The 19,146-nt window shown below is 60.7% G+C and carries 13 protein-coding genes and 1 tRNA gene; 10 read left to right on the forward strand and 4 right to left on the reverse strand.

Features of this window, described 5'->3' with window-relative positions:
• Window positions 1-300: 300 nt before the first annotated feature.
• From ACQY7U_RS19445 to ACQY7U_RS19455, 3 genes are all read left to right on the forward strand, one after another.
• Complete coding sequence (locus tag ACQY7U_RS19445) at window positions 301-1,788, forward strand: M20 family peptidase (RefSeq protein WP_428648046.1); 1,488 nt, start codon at window positions 301-303, stop codon at window positions 1,786-1,788.
• 368 nt (window positions 1,789-2,156) lie between these two features.
• Entirely contained in the window at window positions 2,157-2,912 is a 756-nt protein-coding gene (locus tag ACQY7U_RS19450) for a glutamine amidotransferase (RefSeq protein WP_428648048.1), read from the forward strand.
• 61 nt (window positions 2,913-2,973) lie between these two features.
• On the forward strand, window positions 2,974-3,498 hold the full coding sequence (locus ACQY7U_RS19455; protein WP_428648050.1) for a DUF1697 domain-containing protein: 525 nt from the start codon (window positions 2,974-2,976) through the stop codon (window positions 3,496-3,498).
• Window positions 3,499-3,529: 31 nt separating this feature from the next.
• Here ACQY7U_RS19455 and ACQY7U_RS19460 read toward each other — a convergent pair whose 3' ends face one another.
• Together ACQY7U_RS19460 and pyc are read right to left on the reverse strand one after the other, a co-directional pair.
• Window positions 3,530-4,129: a cytochrome P460 family protein gene (locus ACQY7U_RS19460; protein WP_428648053.1), complete on the reverse strand. Its 600-nt coding sequence runs from the start codon at window positions 4,127-4,129 to the stop codon at window positions 3,530-3,532.
• A 193-nt stretch (window positions 4,130-4,322) separates the two neighbouring features.
• A complete protein-coding gene (gene pyc / locus ACQY7U_RS19465) occupies window positions 4,323-7,763 on the reverse strand; it encodes a pyruvate carboxylase (RefSeq protein ID WP_428648055.1) in 3,441 nt (1,146 codons plus the stop codon).
• 807 nt (window positions 7,764-8,570) lie between these two features.
• Here pyc and ACQY7U_RS19470 point away from each other — a divergent pair.
• From ACQY7U_RS19470 to ACQY7U_RS19490, 5 genes are all read left to right on the forward strand, one after another.
• Entirely contained in the window at window positions 8,571-11,678 is a 3,108-nt protein-coding gene (locus ACQY7U_RS19470) for a helicase-related protein (RefSeq protein ID WP_428648058.1), read from the forward strand.
• Window positions 11,678-12,076 carry an RNA-binding S4 domain-containing protein gene (locus ACQY7U_RS19475; RefSeq protein WP_428648073.1) on the forward strand — a complete coding sequence of 133 codons (399 nt, stop codon included), beginning with the start codon at window positions 11,678-11,680 and terminating at the stop codon, window positions 12,074-12,076. Before ACQY7U_RS19470 ends, ACQY7U_RS19475 begins: the two co-directional genes overlap by 1 nt.
• Before the next feature lie 217 nt (window positions 12,077-12,293).
• On the forward strand, window positions 12,294-12,626 hold the full coding sequence (gene fdxA / locus ACQY7U_RS19480; protein ID WP_428648061.1) for a ferredoxin FdxA: 333 nt from the start codon (window positions 12,294-12,296) through the stop codon (window positions 12,624-12,626).
• A 444-nt stretch (window positions 12,627-13,070) separates the two neighbouring features.
• Window positions 13,071-13,661 carry a CarD family transcriptional regulator gene (locus ACQY7U_RS19485; RefSeq protein WP_428648063.1) on the forward strand — a complete coding sequence of 197 codons (591 nt, stop codon included), beginning with the start codon at window positions 13,071-13,073 and terminating at the stop codon, window positions 13,659-13,661.
• A 197-nt stretch (window positions 13,662-13,858) separates the two neighbouring features.
• Window positions 13,859-14,722, forward strand: coding sequence for an RNA polymerase factor sigma-32 (locus ACQY7U_RS19490; RefSeq protein ID WP_428648066.1), 864 nt, complete (start codon window positions 13,859-13,861; stop codon window positions 14,720-14,722).
• A gap of 81 nt (window positions 14,723-14,803) precedes the next feature.
• Here the strand turns inward: ACQY7U_RS19490 and ACQY7U_RS19495 are convergent, their stop codons facing one another.
• Both ACQY7U_RS19495 and ACQY7U_RS19500 read right to left on the reverse strand, forming a co-directional pair.
• Window positions 14,804-16,231 carry a M48 family metalloprotease gene (locus ACQY7U_RS19495; RefSeq protein WP_428648075.1) on the reverse strand — a complete coding sequence of 476 codons (1,428 nt, stop codon included), beginning with the start codon at window positions 16,229-16,231 and terminating at the stop codon, window positions 14,804-14,806.
• A gap of 52 nt (window positions 16,232-16,283) precedes the next feature.
• Window positions 16,284-17,072 (reverse strand): hypothetical protein, encoded by a 789-nt coding sequence (locus tag ACQY7U_RS19500; RefSeq protein WP_428648068.1) that lies wholly within the window; start codon window positions 17,070-17,072, stop codon window positions 16,284-16,286.
• Window positions 17,073-17,490: 418 nt separating this feature from the next.
• On the opposite strand from ACQY7U_RS19500, the gene ACQY7U_RS19505 reads away from it, so the two are divergent.
• Together ACQY7U_RS19505 and ACQY7U_RS19510 are read left to right on the forward strand one after the other, a co-directional pair.
• Window positions 17,491-17,567: transfer RNA gene (locus tag ACQY7U_RS19505), tRNA-Arg, on the forward strand.
• A gap of 262 nt (window positions 17,568-17,829) precedes the next feature.
• Window positions 17,830-18,552, forward strand: a complete 723-nt coding sequence (locus ACQY7U_RS19510) for a substrate-binding domain-containing protein (protein WP_428648070.1) — start codon at window positions 17,830-17,832, stop codon at window positions 18,550-18,552.
• Window positions 18,553-19,146: the final 594 nt, after the last annotated feature.

The raw sequence follows: 19,146 nt of genomic DNA on the forward strand, positions 1-19,146 counted from the left end.
CGATCCGGTGTTAGTTTCAATCTATTCCCGTGCAATCGTCACACCATCAAATTCTTGACATATCTCGCTTTTAGGGAGGGAGTTGACCAGCGTGCGTCATTCCTCTTCGGCTACCGATTTGTGATGCACTGGCAGATATTTTCTGCACTTATCATCAAACGGTCATGAATTTGAAACCACTGATGTCAAGGGCTCGGGACGGGACGTTCTGATGCGGGACATACAGCGATAACTGCATTTGCGGCAACAAGGAGAAAAGCGGTGAAACGATACGGCAAATGTGCGGCTGGCATTTCACTCATGGCTTCTATCAGCCTTGGCGGCTTCGCCTGGGCGGATGACGCTCAGGATTTTTCATCCATGCAGATGCAGGGTGTCGAGCAGATAGAGATTAGTGTCGATCTCGACGGGGCTGTGGAGCGGCTGTCCCGGGCAGTTCAGTTTCCCACGATCTCAAATCAGGACAGAGACGACTTCAATACCAAGGCGTTTGATGATTATCACCGGTTCCTGGTAGAATCTTACCCGAATGTGCACAAGACCCTGAAAAGGGAAATCCTCGGCGATCCGCGGCCCTACAGTCTGCTGTACACCTGGGAGGGCAAGAACCCGGACCTGCCGCCCGCGCTTTTCTATGCCCATCAGGATGTTGTTCCGGTGCCGGAGGATTCCCGGGATCAATGGGACCAGGAACCGTTTTCAGGGATTGTGGCAGACGGTTACATCTGGGGCCGGGGCGTATTGGACGACAAGAACCAGATCCACGGTATCCTGGAAGCCGCGGAAATGAAGATCAGGGAAGGCTGGCAGCCGGAGCGGACACTCTATTTCGTCTTTGGCCAGGATGAAGAAGTGGGCGGACCGGAAGGCGCCCGATACATTGCCGATGTTCTGGAACAACGCGGTATTAAGCGATTTGCCTTTGTGCTTGACGAGTCCGCGCCGCTGATACCCGGCGCATTTCCGGGCATCCCGGACAATACGGCGCTGATCGGCATTGCGCAAAAAGGCTACATTAGCCTCGAACTTGCCATGAACGGTGTCGGCGGGCATTCCTCGCAGCCTCCAGAGGAATCGAACATCGGCATTCTTGCAAAGGCCATCACCAAGCTCGAAGACGCGCAGTTCCCCTATCGTATCCACGAGGCTGTTCGCCATCAGTACCGCTACATGGGCCCTGAGCTGGATGAAGCCAAACAGCCGATGTATGCCGCGGTTGCCTTCGGCAAAGATGGCGAAATGACAGACCTGGAAAAGAAATTCATCGAGGAAATGGCTTCCAACCAGGTCACCAGGGCAATGCTGCGCACCACGATTGCGGTGACCATGTTCAATGCCGGCATCAAGGATAACGTCCTGCCTCCGGCGGCGACCGCGGTGGTGAATTTCCGTCCGATGCCCGGTGATACGCCGGAAGTGATTATCGAGCATGTCAAAGAGGCGATTGATGACGATCGCATCACGATTACGGACATCTCCGCCTCCACGCCTGCAACCAACGTGGCCAATCCGGACAGTGAGGGCTACAAGGCACTCGAAAAGACCATCCGCCAGATCTGGGGCAACGAGTTGATCGTCGCGCCCTTCTTCGTGATCGGCGGCTCGGATTCCAAACATTTCCAGGCACGAGACTTTGCGCCCGATGTCTACACCATTACCGGCATTCAGCTTGAATCAATGAAGGAATTTGAAGGCTTTCACGGCGTCAACGAGCGGATCAGGGTGGACGAGTATGGCAAGACCATCGGCTTCTTCTATCAGTTGATGGATAATCTCGATCAACTGTAGAAAATCGATGAGGATCTGTTCGGCTTTGCCGTGTGGACGAAATGAATTCGGATGACTGCTTGAGATGAAACTTTCCAGCCTGAGATCATCGATCTCAGGCTGGAATTGCGCCCGGCATCAAGCCATCCGAGGCGGCAGATTGAAGCCAAACCGCAGGATTAAACCTGCAAAGGAAAAAGAGGCAACTGCGTGTCTCGCTCTCTGAGGCCGCAGTGCGATTGCCCCACCGTTCTGCCGAGCAAACCTGGGAGGCCGTCCCTATGTCTAGGATCGGCACAAAGGTTCTGGGCGGCAAAGGGCGAGCATACGCACAGAATGCGATGGCAACAGGACTCGATTTTTGAGGCAGGCTCCCTCATATTAACCTCATGCTTTTTCAAACCGATCCCGCGAAGAACCACCCCAAAATCCTGGTTGTTCTACATCAGGAGCACTCTTCCCCGGGCCGTGTCGGCCAGGAGCTGATCAAGCGCGGTTTCGCCCTCGACATCCGCAAACCCCGCTTTGGCGACAGCCTGCCGGAAACCATGTGCGGCCACGCTGGCGCAGTCATTTTCGGCGGGCCGATGAGCGCCAACGATGCGGACGGTTTCGTGCACAAGGAAATCGACTGGATCCGGGTTCCGCTTCGGGAAGAAAAGCCGTTTCTCGGCATCTGCCTCGGCGCACAGATGATGGTCAAGCAGCTCGGCGGAACCGTCCGCGGCCACCACGACGAGCTGGTCGAGATCGGGTACTACCCCCTGCAGCCGACTCCGGCGGGCAAGGCGCTGATGGACTGGCCGAACAAGGTTTATCAGTGGCACCGGGAAGGCTTCGACCTGCCCAAGGGCGCGGAACTTCTCGCCGGCGGCCCGACCTATCCGAACCAGGCCATCCGCTATGGGTCGTCCGCCTACGGCATCCAGTTTCATCCGGAACTGACCCATCAGATGATGGTGCGCTGGACCACCAAGGGCGCGCCCCGCATGGCACTTCCCGGCGCCCAACAGCGCCGCGACCATTTCGCCGGCCGCTTCGTCTACGACCCGTCTGTCAAAAAGTGGCTCGACCGGTTTCTGGATCTATGGATCGGAACGGCGGCGTCCCCGGTTCGGCATGGAATTCTGAAAGCGGCGGAATAATTCACCTCATGTCTTTGTCCGGCACGGTTCTCGATCCGACCTTTGCATCAAGAGATTTCAGATGACCGTTTTTGTCGCCCTTTTGCGCGCCGTCAATGTCGGCGGCACCGGGAAGCTCCCCATGGCCGACCTGAGGGCAATGGCCGAAAAACTCTGCTTTGAGAACATCGCCACCTATATCCAGAGCGGCAATCTTGTCTTTTCGACCGATTTGGGAGCCTCCGCTGCCCGTGCCCGGCTCGATGAGGCTTTGACCGGCCACTTCGGCAAATCGCCCGGCGTCATCCTGCGGTCCTTGTCCGAGCTGGAAGCGCTTTGTGGCCGGATGCCTTTTCAGGACGCCTCTCCCAGCCAGGTGCTGGTGACGTTTCTTCCCGAAGAAGCCCCAAGCAACGCCCTTGAAGACATGGTGGCGCCGGACGGCGAGGAAGCCGTGGTTCTCGGAACCGAGATCGTCGTCCATTATCCGAAAGGCATGGGCCGCTCGAAGCTGAAGTTCCCGTCCCTGAAGCCCGGCACAGCACGGAACGTGAACACGGTCCGCAAGCTTCTGGACATGGCCAAGGGTATTGCTCCGGAAGCGTGACGGCAATCAGTCGTCACTCGTCCGCTGGCCGCTACCGGACGCGGGCATCCTCCACCGGATAGCCGAGCCCGCCCTGCTCGCCGTAATTGCCCTGGTGGCATTCGCTGCAGGCCGCGATGACGTCGACCGCCTGCGGAACGCCGTTCGGGGCGACCATCATGTAGTACCAGTCATCGGTTTTCGGTGACTTTCCGGTGGCCACCTTCTCCATCAGGAACAGCGGACCCTTGTTGACCTTGCCGTCGTCGTCAACCGCAAAGGTTTCCTTCGCGATCAGGGTTCCGGCGGGTATCTGGACGTTTTCCGTCTTGTATTTCATGTATTCGCCGGCGCCGGTCGCATTTACATAGGTCACGAGAAAGCGGCCACCATGAAAGCCGGGTGCAGCCGGAAAGGCGCTGACCCTCGTCCACCCCGGATAGTCCAGGACGTAGGCTTCGGGTACCCAGCGTTTCGGCCCTTGCCGATACCCGGCCTGCAGGTCTTCCTTCAGGCAATCGTAGACGGCTTGTGCCTCATCTCCGGTCAGATCCGAACCCGGCTTCTGGACATCACAGGCAGCATGCGCCGACACGGCAAACAGGAAAGGCGCGAATGATCCATACGTGAGAAATGCAGCGATCTTCCTCATTTTTTGGTCTCCCCTTGCAAAGCCCCCGTTGAAAGCCTTGGGATATCCAGCATCTGAAGGAGGAGCGCTCGTGCTCAATGCACAATCGCGGCACCTTGTCGTGAGAACGCGCGAGGTCGGAAAATTATCGCCCGATTGTCAGGAGCTTAATGAGCGGATCGCGTAAATGTGCAATCCGCTCACCTTTGCTGGATCAGCTTTCGAAGACGACCAGCAGGTCCTTGGCGTCGATCTGCGATCCCGGCGAGACCAGCACTTCCTTGACCTTGCCGTCGCGCTCCGCGTGGAGCGCGGTTTCCATCTTCATCGCCTCGATGGAAACAAGCACATCGCCCGCAGTGACCTCCTGACCGGCCGTGACCGCCACCGTGGAGATGACCCCCGGCATCGGCGCGCCGACATGGGCGGCATTGCCGTCTTCCGCCTTGCGCATCGTGGCCGCACCGGTGGCGCCATGGGCCCGGTCCGGAACCTTGACATTGCGCGGCTGGCCGTTGAGTTCGAAGAAGACCTTCTTTTCACCCTTCTCGTCCGTCTCGCCGATCGCCTGGCAGCGAAGCACCAGGGTCTTGCCCGGTTCCAGATCGACGAAGATCTCGTCGCCCGGCTCCAGACCGTAGAAATAGACCGGCGTCGGCAGCACGGACGTCGGGCCGTACTGCTGCTGCGCCTTGTCGAAGTCGACAAAGACCTTCGGATACATCAGGTAAGCGGCAAGATCCGCATCATTGATATCACGCCCGGTTTTCTGCGCGGCTTCCTTGCGTTCAGCGTCGAGGTCGGCCTCGTCCAGCAGGGAGCCAGGCCGGACCGTGATCGGCGTCTCACCCTTCAGCACCTTCTTCTGCAGGGCCTCGGGCCAGCCACCCGGGGACTGGCCGAGATCACCGTGCAGCATCTTCACGACGCTGTCCGGGAAGGCGACGTCCTTGGCCGGATCCTCGACGTCGGCGACGGTGAGGCCCTGACTCACCATCATCAGCGCCATGTCGCCGACCACCTTGGAAGACGGCGTCACCTTGACGATGTCGCCGAACATCCGGTTGGCGTCCGCATAGGCCTGGGCAACCTCGTGCCAGCGGGTTTCGAGTCCAAGCGAGCGGGCCTGTTCCTTCAGGTTGGTGAACTGGCCGCCCGGCATTTCGTGCAGGTAAACTTCCGAAGCCCCGAAGCGCAGGTCGCTTTCGAACGCACGGTACTGGGTGCGCACGGCTTCCCAGTAGAAGGAGATCTGGCGGATGGTCTTTGCGTCCAGCCCGGTATCCCGCTCGCTGCCGCGCAGGGCTTCAACGATCGAACCCAGGCAGGGCTGCGAAGTGAGTCCGGAAAGTGCGTCCATCGCCGCGTCAACCGCATCCGCCCCCGCCTCGACCGCCGCCAGGACGGTGGCCGCCGCGATGCCGGAGGTGTCGTGCGTGTGGAAGTGGATTGGCAGGCCGACTTCTTCCTTCAGGGTCTTGATCAGGATCCTGGCCGCTTCCGGCTTGCACAGCCCGGCCATGTCCTTGACACCGAGAATATGCGCGCCGGCCGCTTCCAGTTCCCGGGCAAGGCCGACATAGTATTTCAGATCGTATTTCGGACGGGCGCTGTCCAGCATGTCGCCGGTGTAGCAGAGCACGCCTTCGCAGAGCTTGCCCGCTTCCTGGACCGCATCCATGGACACCCGCATGTTCTCCACCCAGTTCAGGCAGTCGAAGACGCGGAAGAGGTCGATGCCGTTCTCGGCCGCCTGGGCGACAAAGAACTTGACCACATTGTCCGGATAGTTGGTGTAGCCGACCCCGTTGGAGCCGCGCAGCAGCATCTGCAGCAGGATGTTCGGCGCCTTTTCGCGGATCTTGTGCAGACGCTCCCAGGGGCATTCGGTGAGGAAGCGCATGGCAACGTCGAAGGTCGCCCCGCCCCAGCATTCCAGCGAGAACAGCGACGGCAGGCCGGCGGCATAGGCGTCCGCGATGCTGACGATGTCATGGCTGCGCATGCGCGTTGCCAGCAGCGACTGATGCGCGTCGCGCATGGTGGTGTCGGTGATGAGCGCGCGCTTTTCCGCCTTCATCCAGTGGGCGAAGCCCTTCGGCCCGAGCTGGTCTAGCAGCTGGCGGGTACCGGACGGCTTGTCGTCGCCGAAATCCGGGATGACCGGCGCCGCCACATCCCGGGGAGGCCGCGCGCGCGACTTGGTTTCCGGATGCCCGTTCACCGACACGTCGGCGATATAGGTCAGGAGCTTGGTCGCCCGGTCCTGACGGCGGGTCTGCTCGAACAGCTCCGGCGTCTCGTCGATGAAGCGCGTGGTATAGTCGTTTGCCCTGAAAGCCTTGTGGCCGATGATGTTTTCCAGGAACACCAGGTTGGTGGCAACGCCGCGGATGCGGAACTCGCGCAGCGCGCGGTCCATGCGCTTGCGGGCATCCTCAGCCGTTGGCGCCCAGGCGGTCACCTTTTCCAGCAGCGGATCGTAGAAGCGGGTGATCACCGCACCGGAATAGGCCGTGCCGCCGTCAAGACGGATGCCGAAACCGGTTGCCCCGCGATAGGCGGTGATGCGGCCATAGTCCGGAATGAAGTTCTGTTCCGGGTCTTCCGTCGTGATCCGGCACTGCAGCGCGTGACCGTTGAGACGGATATTTTCCTGCGCCGGAACGCCACTTTCAGGCGTGCCGATCTTCTCGCCTTCGCAGATGCGGATCTGTGCCTGGACGATGTCGATGCCGGTGACTTCTTCCGTCACCGTGTGCTCCACCTGGACACGCGGATTCACCTCGATGAAATAGACTGCGCCGGTGTCCGCATCCATCAGAAATTCAACCGTGCCCGCACCGCGGTAGTTCACGGCCCGGCCGATCTTCAGCCCGTATTCGCACAGCTCGTCCCGCTTCGCCGGATCGAGATAAGGTGCCGGTGCGCGCTCGACCACCTTCTGGTGGCGGCGCTGGATCGAACAGTCGCGCTCGAACAGATGGACGACGTTCTCGCCGTCCCCGAGGATCTGCACCTCGACGTGACGGGCACGCTGGACAAGTTTTTCCAGGTAGATCTCGTCCTTGCCGAAAGCCGCCATGGCCTCGCGCTTGGCGGCCAGCACTTCCTTGGCCAGCGTCGCTTCGTCCGGAATGACGCGCATGCCGCGCCCGCCGCCGCCCCAGGAGGCCTTCAGCATCACCGGGTAGCCGATCGCAAGCGCCTGCTTCTTGATCTCGTCCAGGTCGTCGGGCAGCGGATCTGTCGCCGGCATGACCGGAACACCCGCTTCGATCGCCAGGTTGCGCGCGGCCACCTTGTTGCCGAGACGGCGCATGGTTTCCGATTTCGGCCCGATGAAGGTGATACCCGCCTGTTCGCAGGCATCGACGAATTCCGGGCTTTCCGACAGAAGCCCGTAGCCGGGATGAATGGCGTCGGCTCCGGCGTGTTTGGCGACCCGGATAATCTCGTCGATGGAAAGGTAGGCTTCGATGGGGCCGAGCCCCTTGCCGACCTGGTAAGCCTCGTCCGCCTTGAAGCGGTGCAGGGCCAACTTGTCCTGTTCCGCATAGATCGCAACGGTCTTCATGCCGAGCTCATTGGCTGCCCGGAAGACCCGGATTGCGATTTCGGACCGGTTTGCAACGAGAATTTTTGTTATCGCCAAACGCCCACTCCCCCTAATATTGCACAAGCATCACTGCCGATTTCGGCAAGATTTCTACTTTGGTCGGAGGCGCTTGAAAAGGGGCAGAAGCTATGTCCTTTTTTTAACCTGGAAAATATTTTTGCGCCCGCGCCGGTAACCTTTAGAAAAAGCTCGCTAATTCGATTTAAGCCGCACGAACACCCGCTTTCAAAAATTTTTTGCAGCGCAGCAAATTTCCCCGAACGCCTTCTGACGACCATTCCGGCCGGTCAGACGGACTGAACCGATCTGGCACAGAAGTCTGTCGGCCTGCCCGGAACCGAATTTGCACCGAACCGCAGACGCGGATCCGGACAGGCGCCGTCACCGGACAACCTACTACATCTTGTAAGAACAAACCAGAAACCGGCTTGAATCAGCGATTCGTCCGGGTTTCGTTCTCCCTGTGTCCAAAGATAAACAGCAGCACCCGCCCCGCCCGGCAGGCAATTATTTTTAAATTAACCATTGACAGGATTTCACCACGAAGCGGCAACGAAACCCAGATGCGACTCAAGTTATTGGCCAGATTCAGGATTTCGTGGCCCACTCCGCTGCGGAAACCACATGTCGTAGGGAACAAATCCTGAATCCGCACGAGTCAGCGATTCGGTTCCGGTTTGTTCCGGAGTCGTTCTCCACAGATAATTTTCAGCGCAAATTTCCTGACCTCTTGGCCAAAAGAAGCAGGACACATCCGTCCTGCCTGTGCTAGACACGCGGCACCATATTTTGGGGTCCAGCCCCAAGGCCGCACGCCGAAAGAAACCGATCACAGCCAGTCACATGCCCCGTCTCCAGAACCTGCCGCTGCCGCCATCCACGCGGTCCCGTACCGTGACGGCCGTCCTCGGACCGACCAACACCGGCAAGACCCATCTTGCCATCGAGCGCATGCTGGCCCAGTCCTCCGGCCTGATCGGCCTGCCCCTGCGCCTGCTCGCCCGCGAGGTCTACGGCCGGGTTGCCGATCGTGCAGGCGAGGATGCTGTCGCGCTGATCACCGGCGAAGAGAAGATCATTCCGAAGAAGCCGCGCTTCTGGGTCTCGACGGTCGAGGCCATGCCGCTCGACCTCGATACGGAATTCGTTGCCATCGACGAAGTGCAGCTGGCCGGCGACCTGGACCGGGGACATGTTTTCACCGACCGTATCCTGAACCTGCGCGGCCGCTCCGAAACGCTGCTGCTGGGCGCCGCGACGATCCGCCCGCTGCTGGAAAAGCTGCTGCCGGGCCTGAACGTCGTGACCCGCCCGCGCATGTCGATCCTGGAATATGCCGGTTCGAAAAAGGTCTCCCGCCTGCCGGCCCGCTCCGCCGTGGTCGCCTTCTCCTCCGACGAGGTCTATTCCATCGCCGAACTGCTTCGCCGCCAGCGCGGTGGCGCCGCCGTTGTTCTGGGATCCTTGAGCCCGCGCACCCGCAACGCCCAGGTGGAACTGTTCCAGAACGGTGATGTCGATCATCTGGTGGCAACCGATGCCATCGGCATGGGATTGAACCTTGATGTCCATCACATCGCCTTTGCCGGCACCCGCAAATACGACGGTTACCAGTACCGGCAGCTGACGCCGTCGGAGATGGGACAGATCGCGGGCCGCGCCGGCCGCCATACCAAGGACGGCACTTTCGGTGTGACCGGACGGGTCGATCCGCTGGACGACGATCTGGTCGAACAGATCGAAAGTCACCACTTCGACAGCCTGAAAGTGCTGCAATGGCGCAACAGTTCACTGGATTTTTCATCCTCCGCCGCACTGCGCCGCAGCCTGGATATGGTCCCCAAGGAACAGGGTCTCGCTAGGGCACCCATCGGAGACGATATCACCGCTCTTGAACATTTGTTGCGCGACGGCGCAATATCTGACATGGCAAAGGGCGCAAAAGCGGTCGAATTGCTATGGGACGTGTGCCAGGTCCCCGACTATCGTAAGATCGCGCCGGCAAACCATGCGGAACTGCTGAACACGATCTACACCCATCTGATGCAGGACAACGCCATTGCCGACGACTGGTTCACGCGTCAATTGGCCTTCGCAGACCGCACAGATGGTGATATCGACACACTCGCGAACCGGATTGCACATATCCGGACGTGGACATATGTCGCCAATCGCCCCGACTGGCTGGCCGACCCGGCCCACTGGCAGGGGGAGACGCGCGACATTGAAGACAGATTATCGGACGCCCTGCATGAACGGCTGACACAGCGGTTCGTGGACCGGCGGACAAGTGTATTGATGCGACGTTTGAGAGAGAACGCAATGCTGGAAGCGGAAATTACATCGAGCGGTGATGTGCTCGTGGAAGGTCAGCACATCGGGAATCTGCTTGGCTTCCGGTTTGCCCCCGACGCGGCAGCCGAGGGGCCGGACGGCAAGACCGTGCGCGCCGCCGCGCAGAAAGCCCTGACGACCGAAATCGAAGCGCGGGCCGAAAAGCTCGGCAAGTCGGAAAACAGCGACTTCGTGCTGACGTCAGAGGGCGTCATCCGCTGGCGCGGCGAGCCGGTTGCCAAACTGGCCGCCGGCGAGGACGTTCTGACACCGACCGTCCTGCTGCTTGCGGACGAGCACCTGACCGGTCCGGCCCGCGATGCTGTTCAGGCCCGCCTCGATCTGTGGATCAGAGCCCAGATCGAAACGCTTCTGAAACCGCTCACCGACCTGAAGAGCGGCGAGGAGCTGGAAGGCCTGGCGCGCGGTATCGCCTTCCGCATCGTCGAAGGCCTTGGCATTCTCGAGCGTCAGGAGGCGTCCGACGAAATCCGTCAGCTGGACCAGGACATGCGCGCCTCGCTGCGCAAGCACGGCGTGCGCTTCGGCGCCTATACGATCTTCGTACCCGCCCTCCTGAAACCGGCACCCAGCCAGTTGCTTGCCCAGCTCTGGGCCTTGAAGCACGGTTCGCTCGACATGAACGGCATGACGGAGCTGCCGCAGCTATCCGCCTCGGGCCGCACCTCCATTCCGGTCGATGAAAGCATCGACAAGGCGCTTTACAAGGTTGTCGGGTTCCGCGTCTGCGGTCCGCGCGCCGTGCGCGTCGACATTCTGGAGCGCCTCGCCGATCTGATCCGGCCGCTGATTGCCTGGAAGCCGCTCGACAAGGAAGTGAGCCCTCCGGAAGGCGCCATCGAAACAGGTGGCGGCTTTACAGTGACGGTTGCCATGACGTCCCTGCTCGGCTGTGCCGGCGAGGATTTTTCCGCCGTCCTGAAATCGCTCGGGTACCGGGTGGAAACGAAGGAAGTCCAGCGCCCGGCAGCACCCAAAACCACTCAGGAGCAGCCGGCGGAAGCCTCAGAGGCTGCAGCAGCGCAGGGTGACGAAGCCGCCGAGGCGGCCACTGAAGTGGCCGTGGCGGAAGCCGATGTGTCAGTTGAATCCGAAACGGCGGCGCCGGAAGCCGCACCGCAGGAACCCGCCGAAACCGTGACCGAGACCGTTGCCGACGCCGCGCCGGAGGCTTCGGCCGAGGCTCCCGTTGAAGCCGCCGCCACGGAAACTGCTCCGGAAGCGGCAGCTGCACCGGCTGCGGAAGCCGCAGCCGAAGGCGAAGCGGCAGAGGCCCCCGCCGGGGAGACGGAAACGGTCACCATCGAAATCTGGCGGCCGGGCCGTCACGACCGCCGTCCGCGCGGCCGTCATGACCAGCGCCGCGGCGATAACCGCCGGGGCCAGGGCCCCAAGGGTGGCCAGGGCGAAAAGCGCTTCGGCAAGGGTGGCCGGGGTGGCCCGAAGGGACAGCGTGGCAGCCAGCAGGACGGCCAGCGGAACTTTGACGGCAACCGCCGCGACCGGGCACCGAAGGACAAGCCGATCGACCCGAATTCGCCCTTTGCGGCCCTCATGGCGCTGAAGGCGGATATGGACAACAAGGACAAGAAGTAATTCCGACGCCGGAAGACCTTACTGCGGGCGGCAGCCTGCGCATCGACAAGTGGCTCTGGTACGCCAGGGTCACGAAATCCCGGTCTCTTGCCCAGAAACTGGCCACTTCAGGCCACGTCAGGGTAAACAAGGACAAGATTTCCTCCGCCAGCAAGACGGTCAAGGCGGGTGATGTCCTGACGATTGCGCTCGAACGCCGGATCCTGGTTCTGAAGGTGATCGCGCTCGGCAGCCGCCGCGGTCCCTACGAGGAAGCGCGCAAGCTCTACGAAGACTTGTCGCCCCCTGCGCCGAAGAAAACCGCGCCGCCGCCGGCTCCGGCCCAAAGGGACGCGGGCAGCGGCCGCCCGACCAAGCGGGACCGGCGCAAGATCGACGAATTTCGCGGCGACAGCTGAAGCAAAATCCCGCTTTGCCACTGAAAACAGAATAACTTTCTCTGATCGCCCCGGATTGCGTCATCCTGAGCGCTTGCGCGGGCGAAACAAAAACGATACCCAAAGCGGCGATAGACATTCACTGAAACTCCCTTCGGGAGCGAACACGCAAAGGACCGCCGGCAAGGCATTGGCAACGCGCCACTGGCCATGTGAACGGCGCCGAGTGAGGATACCGATGACCTACGTCGTCACAGACAATTGCATCAAGTGCAAATATACCGACTGTGTTGAAGTCTGCCCGGTGGATTGCTTCTATGAAGGCGAGAACATGCTCGTCATCAATCCTGACGAATGCATCGACTGCGGTGTCTGTGAGCCGGAATGTCCGGCAGAAGCCATTCTTCCCGATACGGAGCCCGGCCTTGAAAAGTGGATCGAGCTGAACGCCGAATACTCCGAGAAGTGGCCGAACATCACCGAAAAGAAAGATCCCCTGCCCGAAGCGGAAGAGTTCGACGGCAAGGAAAACAAGCTGGACCAGTATTTCTCGGCGAACCCTCCGGCGTGATTCGTACGGACCGCCTGCGGCAGACTGACGCACGCTGACGGAAAACGGGCTATTTATCAGAAACTTGCAAGCACCTGCGTGACAATATCCTGCAGGTGCGTTGTGGCGTTTTCGCATCGCAATAGCGCGAGACTTTAATTTTCCACAAAACTGTGTTATCTATGGGGGCTAGTCGCCAACCACGAGAACAACCCCCAAATCGGAGTCTGAAAACGTATCCCGGATCTATTCGGTACCGGGTAACGTGAGGTCCCGGCAGCTCATTGGACTGAACAAGGTTCTAAAGTGGGAAGCAACGACTGACCAGCCCTGACGCGCCGCTTATCAACAGGCGTTCCAATTCGGATCGCTCGTCGGGTTGCGTGTCGCAAAAAACAGGGGACCGCACAGCGGTCCATCCCCGGTCCGGCAAGGACCGACAACTGCGCAGGAGAGAATACGAGTATGGCAACGAACACCAAAAAGACCGCGCAGCGTCAAGGTTTCAAGACTGGCGAATACATCGTCTATCCGGCACACGGTGTCGGCCAGATTACCGCCATTGAAGAACAGAACGTTGCAGGTCACTCTTTGGAGTTGCTCGTTATCGTTTTTGAACAGGACAAGATGACCCTTCGTGTCCCGGTCGCGAAAATCGCTTCCGTCGGCATGCGCAAGCTCGGCGATCCGGCTGCAGTGAAGAAGGCTTTGGAAACCGTCCGCGGCCGCCCGCGCGTCAAGCGCACCATGTGGAGCCGCCGGGCACAGGAATATGAAGCAAAGATCAATTCCGGCGATCTGATCGCGATCTCCGAGGTCGTCCGCGATCTCTACCGGTCCGAAAACCAGCCGGAGCAGTCCTACTCCGAGCGCCAGCTTTACGAAGCAGCCCTCGACCGTATGGCCCGCGAAATCGCCGCGGTGAACAAGTGCTCCGAAACGGAAGCTGTCAAACAGATCGAACAGAACCTGGCCAAGTCCCCGAGCCGCGCCAAGGCAGCCGCTGCCGCCGAAGGCGAAACGGACGACGAGGACGGCAAGGAAGAAGCCGCCTGAGCATTGCGGCTTGTTCCACGGACAAATTTGACAGGGCCCGGTTCGCCGGGCCCTTTTTTATGAGCGCAAGCGGAAAACACGGCTGCTCGCGCCTTGCTCACGCAGAAGTGTGCAGAAACTATCCCTACGGCAACCCCGAGTGATCTAATCTAGATGCTGATACGTAATACCCCGATAAACGCATCGGAGTGTAGATCATGTCCCTTAGCGAAAAACGGCAACTTGTCCGGACCGCGATGAACGCCCCCTACCTCACCCGTGAGGAGGAACGGGAGCTTGCGGTGCGATGGCGCCGGGACAGGGACGAGAAAGCGCTGGAGAAACTTTCCTTATCGCACATGAGACTGGTGATTGCGGTCGCCTCGCGATTCCGGAATTTCGGCCTGTCGCTCGGTGACCTTATCCAGGAAGGCCATGTCGGTCTTCTGGAGGCCGCCGCCCGCTTCGAACCGGAGCGGGAAGTCCGCTTTTCGACATATGCCACCTGGTGGATCCGCGCTTCCATTCAGGACTACATCCTGCGCAACTGGTCGATCGTGCGGGGCGGAACGTCCTCCTCCCAGAAGGCACTCTTCTTCAACCTGCGCCGGTTGCGGGCCAAGCTGTCGGGCAACCAGACACCGTTGACCGACAGCGAACTGCATCAGAAAATCGCGGACGCCATCGGCGTCAAGATCGCCGATGTGGCGCTGATGAACGCCCGTCTGTCCGGTCCTGACACCTCCTTGAACGCGCCGGTGACCGACAGCGAAGGATCCAGCGCCGACCGGCAGGATTTCCTGGTATCCGACGCCCCCCTGCCGGACGAGATCGTCACCGGAAACATCGATTCCGAACGCCGGCACAAATGGCTGTCTTCCGCGCTGAAGGTCCTGAGCGAACGCGAACTGAGAATTGTAAAGGAACGCCGGCTCACCGAAGAAGGGGCCACGCTTGAATCCCTTGGCGTCAAGCTCGGTATTTCCAAGGAACGCGTGCGGCAGATCGAAAGCCGGGCGATGGAAAAGCTGAAGTCGGCGCTGCTTGCCAAACAGCCGGACAAGGCGGTCTTCAGGACCTGAGCCGCCGGCACTTTTCAACGCGGCCGGAACCGAGGCGGCGCTTCCCGCATTCCGGGGGAGCGCCGCCCTTTCTTTGTACGGTCAGTCCACCACCAGCTTGACGGCGGTATCGTTCGGTATCGGCGCGCCGGGCTTCAGGTCGTTCAGAATGGAGAAGAATTCCAGTCGCCGCGACGGTTCGACCCCGCTCATGCCGATGGCAAGCTTGCGCGGCGTATCGCCCGGCTTGGTCTTGACCACCTTGATCCGCAGCGAGCGCAACCGGGCCCGCTCGGTCGGCGTGAGCTGGCTGAAGCTCTCGATCGTCCGCTGGAAATCGGCATCGAAGACATCGTTCGGGGAGCGGCTGGCGAAGATGAACCGGTAGCCGGTACGCCCGATCCTCAGCACCGCGATCCGGAACGACCAGCCTTGCGTAATGGCGGCGCCCGTGACGCCCGGCAAACCGTTGATGGTTGTCTGGCGGACGCTTTCCGGCAGCAATCCGTTGATCCAGCCCGAGTTCATGTAGTCGACCAGGCTGGAATAGCTGCTGACGTCCGCACCGTCGAAGCGGATGGCCGTGCCTGCACCGTTGCTGGCCAGCACCGCCTCCGGCGAGTTCTCCAGGATGTAACCCGAGGGCACGGTGAAGCTGATGCCGAGCGCCTTGTGCAGGAACGAACGGCCGCGCACGAAGCCCTCCAGGGGATCGTCCCCGAACAACATGCCGTCGATCCTGCCCAAGTAGGCATCGCGGTCCCGCTCGCCGATGCCGGGCGCGCCGATCTGGCGGGCCGAGCGCACCGCGATCTGCAGGCGTTCCGGCGTGGACGGGTGCGAGGACAGGAAGTCGGGTGCGGAACTGTTCGACTTGTCCGCGGACTGGTAACGCGCGAAAGCCGCCATGGATTGAAGGAACCGGGCGGCGGCGTAGGGATCGAACCCCGCCTTTGCCAGCGTCTTGACACCGATGGCGTCGGCCTCCAGCTCCTGCACCTGGCTGAACCGTGCAAAGGAGAGCTGGGAGGATATGATCGCCTTGCGTGCTTCTTCGGAGTCCTGCACGACATCGGTCAGGATCTTGTTGGCAAGCTGCTTGGCTTCCGCCCGCTGCTGCCGCTTGATCGCATGACTGGCGGTGACATGGGCCATTTCATGGGACAGCACCGCGGCCACTTCCGACGTGTCGTTGGCCAGCGCCAGCAGGCCACGCGTCACATAGAGATAACCGCCCGGCAGGGCGAAGGCGTTGATCGCCGGGCTGTTCAGGATGGTGATCTTGTAGCTTTGCGAAGGATCATCGGACGCGGCCACCAGACGTCCGACCACACTGGCAACGGCACGCTCGGCGCCCGGGTCCTTGTAAACCCCGCCGTAGGTCGCCACGACCCGCGGATGTTCCCGCTCGCCGATGTCCTGGGCAAGATTCGGCCTGAGCGTGCCGGGCGCGACCGTTCCGATTGTCGGCCCGTCGCCGAGAAGCTGGCAGGACGCGGTCAGGAAAGCCAGGCCGCCGCAGGCAGCCATGCGCAGCCAGCGGCGCAATGGGCGGCCGTTCCGGTGTTGAAGCGTTCCGAGATCAGTCACTGTCTTGGCCGGCACGTCCTGCCCTTTTGTGTTCTGTTACTACCAGTTGCTCCGGATGCCGGAGGGTGATGAGCGGGCCATCTCGCTCCTGAACCACGCCGCGCAATTCGACGGTCACGCCGGTCAACGCATCCAGCTCCCAGCCCGCACGGCCGAGGGCCGCATTGAATACTTCCTCGTCCTGGATCTTCAGCGATCCCGTGAAATCCGTTTTCCAGTATCTACCGAAATTCAGATAGCGGGTGTGTTCGGTTTTTCCAAGGGAAACAATGCGTCCCTCGATAATCGAATACCGACCTGCTTGCGCGGAAAGCCGTTCCGGTGCCGCCGCCGAATAGACGGGCCAAGCCTTCCTGTCCCGCCACAGGCCGCTCCGGTCATGACGCGCCTGCCGCTCCGCCTGTCTCAGGCTGTCGGCACAGGCCCCGGCCGCGTGGACCGGCGCAAACAGGGCCTTGCCCTGGCGAAGCTGCTCAACCTGATAAAGGCGTCTGCCCGTCGTGCCGTCGATGATCATGATCCACGCCGGGATCAGGCCCCAGCGGTTTTCGGACCCTTGCGCAACCGCTTCCCATTGCCCGGTGGAAACGGAAAGGTCATCTTCGGACGGCCCGCGATCAGGAGCCGCAGCTTCCGGCACATGCAGGTCGCTGGCAAAGAACCGTTCACCGGAAGCGGCAACAAACAGGCCTTCGGAAGTCGGCCCGCTGACCGGAACCTCTCTGGCCTCTTCCGGGACGCAGGCCTCAAAAGCCGGAGGTCCCGCACGCTCCTGCGCCATTGTCGCACAGGCCGGACCGAATAAAAGAAAAATGCTGCAGAAAAACACCGCCGGAGACCCCATCTCCCGCCGGTCATCGCACTTGTTCCGTCCGTCTGTTCCACCGTGCCTCAAGCGCTCCAGGAACTCCCGCTGCAGTCATACGACCCGGCTCACCGTCATCTTTCTCTCAATCACGCACAGCCGACACCTGACAGCGTCTCAAATTATTGCCGTGGAGCGATTGCACGATGAATCGGGCGGATCGCCCCCTGTGCTAAGCAGCGAATAAGGCAAGTCCAAGACAGCGCGCCAAAAACCCGCCGCCCTGCCGACACAGGTCCCCTGCGAACCCGCGTCGCTCCACAAAAGCCCATCTGTCAACAAGCCTGTTCGAGGGCTCGCATTGTCGTTCAAATCATGCTAATCGACCGGGAACGGCCCCGTAGCTCAGCAGGATAGAGCATCAGATTCCTAATCTGAGGGTCACAGGTTCGAATCCTGTCGGGGTCACCAGTCTTTTCAAGCGCTTGAAACTCTTTCTCTTTGGCCATGCTCAAACGGGCCATCGCATGGCAAACACCGTGACCGTTGCGGAGCATGCCGTGGGTACGGGAGTCGTGGGCTTGAGGGTTCGCGCGTCCGTCGGCGACCGCATGTTCGCGTCGGCCGCGACCAGCGGGTGGGCAAACACTTGCGGGTCTCCCCCTATTACGACATTGCGCGGTTGCGGGCTGAGGATAATGTGAAGGTGACCAAACCTTTCGGACCCTTGCACATGACCGACAAAGCCCCTCCGACAACGCAGCTCTTTGCTCCCGTCGCGATCCGTGCCTTGCTGAATGAAGTGCTCGCACGGCACATGGAGTCTCGGGCGTGTACCGTTGAAGTCACATTTGACCTGAATCCCAACATTCCTCAACGGATCCTTGCCGGGAAAGCTTTCGACGTTGGCATTACCAATCCCTGGTATGTTCAGAACCTCATCGACGCCGGACAGGTCGACGCTGCAAGCCACACCCCCTTGGGGCGGGTGCCATTGGCTGTCGCCGGACAAGACACACAAGTCCAATCCGTCCTCACCTCTCCAGACGGCATTTGCAAACTTCTGCAGTCGGCGCATTCCATAGCCTTCACTGCCGATGGCACCAGCGGCAAGACCTTCCTCGGTGTGATGCAACGGCTTGGCCTGTCAGAACAGGTATCCGGAAAACTGGTGCCCATGGGACCCGGCCACCCGGAGATCTCGCCCGTTGGCTCGCTTGCCAAGGGTGACGTTGATGTTGCAATTGCTCCTCTCACGACGATCATGGCAGCGCCGGGCGTCTACCCGCTTGCGAAATTTCCAGAAGAGCTGAATACCGATATCAGAATGTCCATGTTTCTGAGTTCGGCCTCGGCGAAAAAACAGCACGCGATTGACCTGATGCGCTTTTTGTCGGATCCGGCGCGGGATTCCGATTTCGCAGCCCGAGGAATGGAACGATTTGCCTTTGACTAGAGGGCAGTCGAAATCGACTTAACTGCCTTGGGAGTGCTTTCTGACTTGCGCTCAACCGGTCCAGCCGGCCTTTAGTTCGGGCGGCTTTTATCGTCCTGCGCGTGAACTGGACGGCTTCGTCCAGATTGCTCACGGGGCCTGGTACATCATCTGGTCGCAATAGAGCGCGCCTCGTTGGCAGTAGCGGGTTGAACTGCAGAACCGCCGCGTAGTGATCATAGGCCTTGCCGGGTTCGCCACAATAGACCAGCGGACAGCCCGTCATGTAGTCGCCCATGAAGTCGGAAAGACGCTACCTGACGGGTTCGCTGGCAGGCTCGTAGCTGCTTTCGGAACCGCAGCAGCTGCGTCGAAGCGGGAAATCCACGCCGTTGACAGCGTATGGATCATCGGGGGGGTCTTGAAGCAGGCCGCGCAAACACCTGAACAATCGCGCTTGCACGAGAGATGTCCCGCAGGGACTGAAATCAGTTTGTTGAAAACGATCCGGTCGGAATAGTGGATCGGCGTCGGTCCAGGGAGGAAAGTCCAACGCCGATCCAGGCCGGTCTCAGGGCGTTGCCGGGGTGTGCAACGTCGTGACCGGAACACCGG

Origin of the sequence: Roseibium sp., from assembly GCF_050301095.1 — a bacterium.
In the GTDB taxonomy this organism is placed as follows: domain Bacteria; phylum Pseudomonadota; class Alphaproteobacteria; order Rhizobiales; family Stappiaceae; genus Roseibium.